Here is an 8,049-nt window from a genome sequence, read left to right on the forward strand (position 1 = left end):
GCGACACGCGCAAGGGCCGATTTCAAAGGCCGACGAGATGCGGCTGCTGGCGCTGCCCCTGGCCTATATCGAGGCTCGGCACCGCCTCGGCCTCCTCGACGACAATCTCAGGATGCGTTTCGTCCGGGCACGGGGCCTCGTGCGCGAAATGCTGGAATCGTCGGGCGATCCGGGCGTCGAGTTCTATGATCAGGAGAAACTGTGCGTCGCCGCGCCCCTTCGCGACAATTTGCTGTTCGGGCGGATCAGTTATAATATTGCGAATGCACAATTGCGGGTCGCCGAGGCCATTTGGTCCGTCGTCAGCGAGCTTGGCCTTCTTGCCAGCATCGAGCGGATCGGTTTGGATCATCAGGTGGGAACCGCGGGTCGGCTCCTCGATGCCCACCAGCGCGCCAGCATCAATCTGGCTCGCTGCCTTGTCAAAAAGCCGGACGTCCTGATCATCGACAATGCACTTGCCTCTTTCGATGAGGCGCGTGCCCAAAAGTTGGTTGGGGTCCTACTGGAATTGTGCGAAGGCCGCAGTCTATTCATGGTTCTTCCCAACGAACGGCAGGCTGAGGCTTTCGATATCAGCGTGCGTTTTCGCAGGGGACAGGTTACGACAGAGAAACGCCATCTGTCGTCGTCAACAGAAGAGAGAACTTCTGACGCGCAGTTGGCGGGAGGGGTAGTATGACGCTGGAATCCGAGGTCCAATCGCTTCGTCAGGTGMCGATGTTCAAAGACATCGACCCCGCGCGGCTCAAATTGCTCGCCTTCACCAGCGAGCGCGTTCAGTTTTCCGGCGGCCAACGCTTCTTTTCTCAGGGCGACGTCTCGGACGCCGCTTACGTTATTCTCGACGGGCGAGCACAGGTCATGCTCGATACGCCGCGCGGCGAGATTCAAGTCGCGGAACTTGGAAACAATGCCCTCGTCGGCGAGATGGGGATTCTCTCCGATACACCGCGATCCGCGACCATCGTGGCGGCCGATCAGACCATCGCGCTGCGGATCGACAAGCGCGTCTTCCTCGAATTGCTGGCGCAGTTTCCCCAGATCGCACTCGCCGTGATGCGCGAACTCGCCGACCGGCTGGAGCGCACGAACGCACAATTGGTGGCTCAATCGCGTTCTTAACGTTGCGTAAAGATCGCGCCTCCCAAAAAATTTCAGAAATCTGACGTTTCGTGCCGTTTTTATGGTCAAGCTGACCGATTCTCGTCACAAGTTGCCGCCAACCCTTGTCCCAGAATGGCACAAGGGACTGATCCGACCACGTAGCCGGGTCAGCTGGGAAAGCAATGACGACCAGGTCGAGCGCGCCTTCAGGCGCGGCCCGTTGTGACGCGCGGGTATGCACGCAATCGTTTGGCGCGACTGGCCGCCGCGTCGCTCATCTCTTCATCGCCTGTGGTTTGGTGGTCGGTCTTCAGGGTGTGACAGCTGGTCCCGCCGCCGTCGCGACCTTGCCTTACAGGCTCGCGGTCCTCGCCCCCATCGAGGTCTCTCCGATCGAGGTTGCCCCGATCGAGGTCAAGGAGGTCTTCGATCCGTCGCTCACCAAGAAGCCCGGCCTGTTCGCGTCGATCTTGAAGGCCGCCTTCCCCTTCCTGAGCAAGACCGAAGCCACCGATACCGCGTCGCCCCGAAGCCCCGTGGCCGAGGACATGGAGGAATTGGTCAGCTTCGGAAAGCAGAGCGCGCCGCGATGGCTGGTGCAGTCCATCCTCAACGCCGCGCGCATCGCCGGGGTCGATCCGGTCTACATGATGACGCTCGCGGATGTGGAATCGAGCCTTTCGCCGGACGCCAAAGCGGCGACGTCGAGCGCGGAGGGTTTGTTCCAGTTCATCGACCGGACCTGGCTCGAAACGCTCTACACCCACGCGGCCGATTATGGCTATGGAGCCGTCGCGGAGGCCATCAAGATGGTCGATGGAGAACCGGCGCTCAAGAACGAGAAGGACAAGGCCTGGGTCATGAGCCTGAGGCGCGATCCGTACTTTTCCGCGCTGATGGCGGGCGAGCTCATAAAAGATATCGAGCGTGAGTTGCAGGGACAGGGGGAGAGAGAGCTCGCCGAGGCCGAGCTCTATCTGGCCCATTTCCTCGGGGCGACGAGCGCCATCCGGTTCCTTCACGCCCTCGATGAATCACCTGACGTCGCCGCTTCGAAGCTTTTTCCGCAGGCGGCGAAGGCCAATGCGGGCCTCTTCACCGAAGTCCAGGGTCGCAAGCGCCGGCCGATCAGTGTCGCCGGCCTGTATGATCGCATCGACTCCAAGATCGTCCGCCGGCTCGATCGTTATGAGGCCGTCGAGCCAAGGCTGCTCGACACGGCAAATCTCGCCAAACAGAGCGTCGAGGCGAACGCCGCGATCCGCTGATCACCAGCGGAGCCGGATCCGTCAGAACGCCTTGAACGTGATGATCGTGTGCGTGTCGGCGATCTCGTTGATCGACTGCACGTTTTCCGCGATGAAACGACCGATATCGGCACCATCGTCGATGTGGAACTTCGCGAGAATGTCGTAATTGCCGGCCGTCGAGTAGATCTCCGAGGCAATCTCACGATCGGCGAGCGCACTGGCGACGTCGTAAGTCTTTCCAAGCTTGCATTTGATTTCGACAAAGAAGGTCTGCATTGCGTCGTTCCTGTGGGCGCCTCGTTTCCGAGGATAGTCCATGATGCGGTGGAGTGGAAACGGTCAACGATGTGACGGAGAGGCGGATTGCCGGCGACCTCCGATTAGTCCGCCAAGTCCGCGATTTCCGCGATTTCCGCGTTTCGACGGCCGACGCTCACATAGGTGAAACCGCGCCGCTCCATTTCCATCGGATTGTAGATGTTTCGCAGGTCGACAACCGTCGGAACCCTCAAGGCGGCCTTGAGCCGTCCGAGGTCGAGGGCGCGGAACATGTCCCATTCCGTGACGATGACGAGTGCGTCGGCGCCGCGCGAACAGGAATAGGGATCGCTCGTGTATTCCACGTCCGGCAGAAGGGCAGCCGCTGCACCCATACCCTCCGGGTCGTAGGCGCGCACGGTCGCTCCGGCGTCCTGCAATGTCGTGATGATCGACAAGGCCGGCGCGTCGCGCATGTCGTCCGTGTTCGGCTTGAAGGTGAGGCCGAGGATGGCGATGGTCTTGCCGCGCACGGAACCATCGCACGCGGCGATGATCTTGCGGCCCATGGCGCGCTTGCGCTGATCGTTCACGGCGGCCACCGTTTCGACGATCCGCGTCGGCGCGTCGAAATCCTGCGCGGTCTTGATCAGCGCCAATGTGTCCTTCGGAAAACACGAGCCGCCGTAACCTGGCCCAGCGTGGAGAAACTTGGATCCGATCCGGTTGTCGAGACCGATGCCACGGGCTACGTCTTGGACGTTCGCTCCGACCTTTTCGCAGAGGTCGGCGATTTCGTTGATGAAGGTGATCTTGGTCGCGAGAAAAGCATTCGCGGCATATTTCGTCAGCTCCGCGGTTCGGCGCGAGGTCACGAGCAGGGGCGACTGGTTGAGATAGAGCGGCCGGTAGATTTCGGTCATCGCCGCCTCGGCGCGCTTGTCCTCGGTTCCGATGAGGATCCTGTCGGGCCTTTTGAAATCGGCGATCGCCGCGCCTTCGCGGAGAAATTCTGGGTTCGATACCACCGAAAAATCGGCATCCGGCCGGACTTCACGAATGATCCGCTCGACCTCGTCGCCGGTGCCCACTGGGACCGTCGATTTGGTCACCACCACCGTATAGCCGGACGACAGGGCGGCTGCGATGTCGCGCGCCGCCTGATGGACGTAGGTCAGGTCCGCGTGACCGTCGCCGCGGCGGGACGGCGTGCCGACCGCGATGAACACCGCTTCAGCCTGGTGAACGTGTTCGGCGAGGTCCGTGGCGAAGCTGAGCCGGCCCTCGCGCACGTTCTTGGCCACCAGCTCGGCAAGGCCTGGCTCGAAAATCGGCATCTCGCCACGCCGTAGAGCCTCGATCTTGGCCGGATCGGTGTCGACGCAACATACTTCGTGCCCGAAATCCGCAAAGCACGCACCCGAGACGAGGCCGACATAGCCGGCCCCGATCATCGCAACACGCATTCAGGCCTCCTGTTTTCAGGCGATTGGGTTTAAGGGGATGACAGCTTCACCGCAACCCGGGACGAAGAAAGAGCGCCATTCCCTTGGCTCGTCCCTTTGGTTTCCTTTGACTTCCCCTAAAAACTCTCCACAACACGCCGTCTCATTCAGGGCGAGAAGTTCTATGGACAATCCATTTCTTGTCGAGGTGACCCGAGGCAATCTCGTCGAGTCGCGCCATCGGGGGGCTATTTCGGTCATCGATGCCGATGGCGGGTTGGTTTTGTCCTTGGGAGCGGTCGAATATCGGGTTTTCCCGCGCTCTGCGGTGAAGGCGCTGCAAACCATGCCCCTCGTCGAAACCGGGATCGCCGACAAGTTCGCGCTGACGGACGAGGAAATCGCCCTGGCCTGCGCTTCTCATTCTGGTGAGCCGAGGCATGTGGCTGTCGCCACCTCGATACTGTCGAAGGTGGGGTGCGACGAAGGCTGCCTCGAATGCGGCGCTCATTGGCCTTTGGGCGAGGACGCCACCCGGGCGCTCGCCGCGTCGGGCGGGAAGCCCTCGGCCCTGCACAACAACTGCTCCGGCAAGCATGCCGGCTTCATCTGCCTCGCCTGCGGTTTGGGGGAGGATCCCAAGGGTTATGTCGGCGCAGGGCACAAGGTGCAGCAGACGGTGCGCGGCATGCTCGAGGACATGACCGGCGCCTCGCATACGAGCGATGTCGCCGGCACCGACGGGTGTTCGATTCCGACCTATGCGATGCCGCTACCGGCGCTCGCTTTCGCTTTCGCGAAATTCGGCAGCGGGCATGGCATTTCGCCAAGCTGCAAGAAGGCTGCCGATCGTATCCGGAGGGCGGTGGCGCAAAATCCCTTCATGATCGCCGGAACCGGTCGCTTCGATACGAAGGCCACGGAAATCCTCGGCGAGCGAGCCTTCGTGAAGACCGGAGCGGAGGGAGTCTATTGCGCTGCGCTGCCGGAGCTCGGCTACGGCATCGCGCTCAAGATCGACGACGGCGCTTCCCGGGCCGCCGAGGTCGCGATGGCCAAGCTCCTGCTGCATTTCCTGGAACTTGGGGATGCTGAGCGCGCTGGTCTCGGCGCTTTGGCCAGTCCTGTCCTCAAGAATTGGAACGGCACCGACGTCGGCTCGCTCCGCGCCGCAGAAGCGCTGACCGTTTTCTGAGGTCTAGAGACCCAAAAGGCTCGCGATCTCGTCGGCCGCGGCATTGGGCGCGAGCACCCCGTCGGAGACCATGGTCCGGAGTGCCGGCAAACGCTCGCGGAGGGCTGGATCCGTCATCAGTTTTTCGTGAATGCGTTCTTCGACGAGCGCCCACATCCATTTCAGGTCCTGCGCCTTGCGTTTAGCCGCCAATTCGCCTGTCGCTTCGAGGCGATTGCGGTGGTCGAGGATCGTCTGCCACATCTCTTCGAGACCGAGACCGGTAAGGCCCGAGATCACGACGACCGGCGGTGTCCACGTGGCGGAGGCCGGGGTGAGAATATGGAGCGCCGCGCGATATTCTGCGGCGGCTGCTTTCGCCTTCATTGCGGCGTCGTCTCCCTTGTTGACGGCGATCATGTCCGCCAATTCGAGAATGCCCTTCTTGATTCCCTGCAACTCATCACCGGCGCCCGGGAGCATCAGAACGAGGAAAAAATCCGTGAGATCGGCGACGGCCGTTTCGGATTGGCCGACGCCGACGGTCTCGACGAGGATCACGTCGAAACCCGCGGCCTCGCAAAGGAGCATGGCTTCGCGGGTTTTCGCGGCGACGCCACCGAGCGTACCGGATGTGGGAGAGGGGCGGATGAAGGCGTTCGGGTCCGCCGCCAGTTTCGCCATACGCGTCTTGTCGCCGAGAATGGCGCCGCCCGTCCGCGTCGAACTCGGATCGACGGCGAGTACGGCGACTTTCTTGCCTTCGGCCGTGAGGCGACTGCCGAGGGTGTCGATGGCGGTGGACTTACCGACCCCGGGAACACCGGTCACCCCGATCCGCACGGCACGTCCCGTGAGGGGCAGCAACTCCTGCAAAAGGATCCGCGCGGCTGCCCTGTGGTCGGTCCGACGTGACTCGATGAGGGTGATCGCCCGCGCGAGCGCAGCACGGTCGCCCCTCGCCACGGCGTCCGCCGTTACTTCGATCTTTCGGTTCGCTTGCCCAGCCATCGGGAAGGTTTAGATCATTTCTGCGATAAAAGGGATGAGGCGGTCGCTCGATTTCACCAGATGATCGGATCCATCCCGATCCGTCCCCAGCCCGGCAGCTTCAAGGCGGGGCGGCGAATGTCGACACCTGCGGTCAACCCGAGCACATCGAGTTCCAGTCCCTCGATCCAACCGACGGACAGCCCCGCGTATCCTGCCAAAGACACCTGCACGCCGGTTCTGCTGGGAGTGAAGCCCACGATGTCACCCATGGGCTGCCAGTCCTTGCCGAGAGCCGTCGGCGGGAGCGGCGCCGCCAGTTCCGGAACCGATCGCATCACGTGAGCGACGAATGTGTTCGAGTTCGGTCCCGGCCAAGCGTTGTAAGCGCCAAACGAGCGATAGGGGTAAGTCGAGACCGCGTTCCGTATTTTTGGGATGAGTTGCTCCGCCTCTGCGCCTTCGATCAGAACGAGCGGTTGCGGCGCATTGCCGAACCAGCGTCCGTCGGGCACCCAGCCGTTGGTGCGGATCGGGCTTCCCCATCCGACCTTGTCGTAGCGCGTATAGGCGACGCCGCCGGCTTCCTTCACCACGATCCAGGTGTGGTGAGCGAAGATGCCGCGCCAGCGACCCACTCGCGCGGCGTACACCGCCACGATCGCCTGTGGCGCCTCGGACGCTTGCGGCAGCAATTTCGCACTCGACCAATCGGCGCCACGCCAATCGGGCGCGACGTCTTCGCGCATGACCCACCATAAGGCGTGCGTCCCGAGCGGCAGCAGAAACAGGCCAAAGACGACGAGAACGATGGTCCGGAGAAGCAACATCGTTCGGACCGTAGGGCGACGGCCCGGTCTCAGCAAGCTGGTTTGGCCCCAAGGCGGGTTCGCTCATGAAGTGTTTACCATGCGACGCATGCTTTCACGCCGGCCGTCGATCTGCCTTGTGCTCGCCACGATCAAAGGCAAGACAGAGGCCCAACCCTTTCACATCCCCCATCATGCTCGCAATCCTTCTCCGAAACGTTCGCCTCGTCGCTGCCGGTCTCCTGACGCTCGCTGTCGCCGGCTGCATCGGCGGCGATGGCGATCTGGGAAGCGCGCTGGCGCCTCCACGGTCCGCGCTCATGCGCGATCCGACGATCTTCGTCGCCACGACGCGTCTTCCCGTCGGAACCCCGATCCAGAAGCCGTGGTTMAGCGCGCAACGCGCGCCCGATCTCATTTTCGCCAAGGCGCATATGAAATTGCCCGACCGCTCGATGGTCGGCCGCGTCGCCTCGATGGTTTCCGGCGACTGGGACATCGCGACAGTCGACGATGTGGTGCGCAAGAATGCCGCCGACGCGTTCGCCCAGCAAGCACTCGGTCAGAACGTGCTGCTCTACGTGCAMGGCTACAAGGAGAGTTTCGAAACCGGTGCCGCCTCGGCGGCGCAATTGTCGAGCGGGATCAACTTTCCCGGCATCTCGGGATTGTTCACCTGGCCTTCCGCCGGCTCGACCTTCAGCTACGTCAGCGATCGCGAAAGCGCCATGTGGTCGCGCGATGCCATGCAAGATCTTCTGACGGCCCTGGCGAATTCCCCGAGCGGCGGTCGCGTGCATATCGTCGCGCACAGTATGGGAACGCTGCTGACTCTCGAGACCCTGCGCATGCTTCGCGCCGCCGGTGGCGAGAGCGCCATGTCACGCATCGGCGCAGTCGTGCTGGCGGCGCCTGACATCGACATCGATCTGTTTGCCCGCGGCGTCGAGCACCTTGGGGCCGATGCGCAGAAGATCACCGTCATCAGCGCGACGAACGATCGTGCCCTCGCCATG

At 62.5% G+C, this 8,049-nt stretch carries 9 protein-coding genes; 5 read left to right on the forward strand and 4 right to left on the reverse strand.

Features of this window, described 5'->3' with window-relative positions; translation table 11 throughout:
• The first annotated feature begins 37 nt into the window (after positions 1–37).
• The 3 genes from AC1DT3_RS07510 (at position 38) to AC1DT3_RS07520 (ending at position 2,375) form a co-directional block, all read left to right on the forward strand.
• The gene (locus tag AC1DT3_RS07510) at positions 38–682 is read left to right on the forward strand and encodes a hypothetical protein (RefSeq protein ID WP_477464630.1); all 645 of its coding nucleotides are present in this window, start codon (positions 38–40) and stop codon (positions 680–682) included.
• Positions 679–1,125, forward strand: a complete 447-nt coding sequence (locus tag AC1DT3_RS07515) for a Crp/Fnr family transcriptional regulator (protein ID WP_477464631.1) — start codon at positions 679–681, stop codon at positions 1,123–1,125. The genes AC1DT3_RS07510 and AC1DT3_RS07515 overlap by 4 nt, the downstream gene beginning before the upstream one ends.
• A gap of 164 nt (positions 1,126–1,289) precedes the next feature.
• Positions 1,290–2,375 carry a transglycosylase SLT domain-containing protein gene (locus AC1DT3_RS07520; RefSeq protein ID WP_477464632.1) on the forward strand — a complete coding sequence of 362 codons (1,086 nt, stop codon included), beginning with the start codon at positions 1,290–1,292 and terminating at the stop codon, positions 2,373–2,375.
• A gap of 21 nt (positions 2,376–2,396) precedes the next feature.
• Here the strand turns inward: AC1DT3_RS07520 and AC1DT3_RS07525 are convergent, their stop codons facing one another.
• Both AC1DT3_RS07525 and AC1DT3_RS07530 read right to left on the reverse strand, forming a co-directional pair.
• Positions 2,397–2,633: an Lrp/AsnC ligand binding domain-containing protein gene (locus tag AC1DT3_RS07525; protein ID WP_477464633.1), complete on the reverse strand. Its 237-nt coding sequence runs from the start codon at positions 2,631–2,633 to the stop codon at positions 2,397–2,399.
• 104 nt (positions 2,634–2,737) lie between these two features.
• The gene (locus tag AC1DT3_RS07530; RefSeq protein WP_477464634.1) at positions 2,738–4,081 is read right to left on the reverse strand and encodes a UDP-glucose dehydrogenase family protein; all 1,344 of its coding nucleotides are present in this window, start codon (positions 4,079–4,081) and stop codon (positions 2,738–2,740) included.
• A gap of 163 nt (positions 4,082–4,244) precedes the next feature.
• Between AC1DT3_RS07530 and AC1DT3_RS07535 the strand changes: the two genes are divergently transcribed.
• Positions 4,245–5,255 carry an asparaginase gene (locus AC1DT3_RS07535; protein ID WP_477464635.1) on the forward strand — a complete coding sequence of 337 codons (1,011 nt, stop codon included), beginning with the start codon at positions 4,245–4,247 and terminating at the stop codon, positions 5,253–5,255.
• Between the two features lie 3 nt (positions 5,256–5,258).
• On the opposite strand, the gene meaB is transcribed toward AC1DT3_RS07535, so the two are convergent.
• Positions 5,259–6,245, reverse strand: a complete 987-nt coding sequence (gene meaB / locus AC1DT3_RS07540) for a methylmalonyl Co-A mutase-associated GTPase MeaB (protein ID WP_477464636.1) — start codon at positions 6,243–6,245, stop codon at positions 5,259–5,261.
• Positions 6,246–6,298: 53 nt separating this feature from the next.
• The gene (locus AC1DT3_RS07545; protein ID WP_477464637.1) at positions 6,299–7,054 is read right to left on the reverse strand and encodes a DUF3750 domain-containing protein; all 756 of its coding nucleotides are present in this window, start codon (positions 7,052–7,054) and stop codon (positions 6,299–6,301) included.
• A gap of 173 nt (positions 7,055–7,227) precedes the next feature.
• Here AC1DT3_RS07545 and AC1DT3_RS07550 point away from each other — a divergent pair.
• On the forward strand, positions 7,228–8,049 hold an 822-nt coding region (locus AC1DT3_RS07550; RefSeq protein ID WP_477464638.1), incomplete at its 3' end, for an alpha/beta hydrolase.

This window comes from Microvirga sp. P4_G7, from assembly GCF_056401005.1.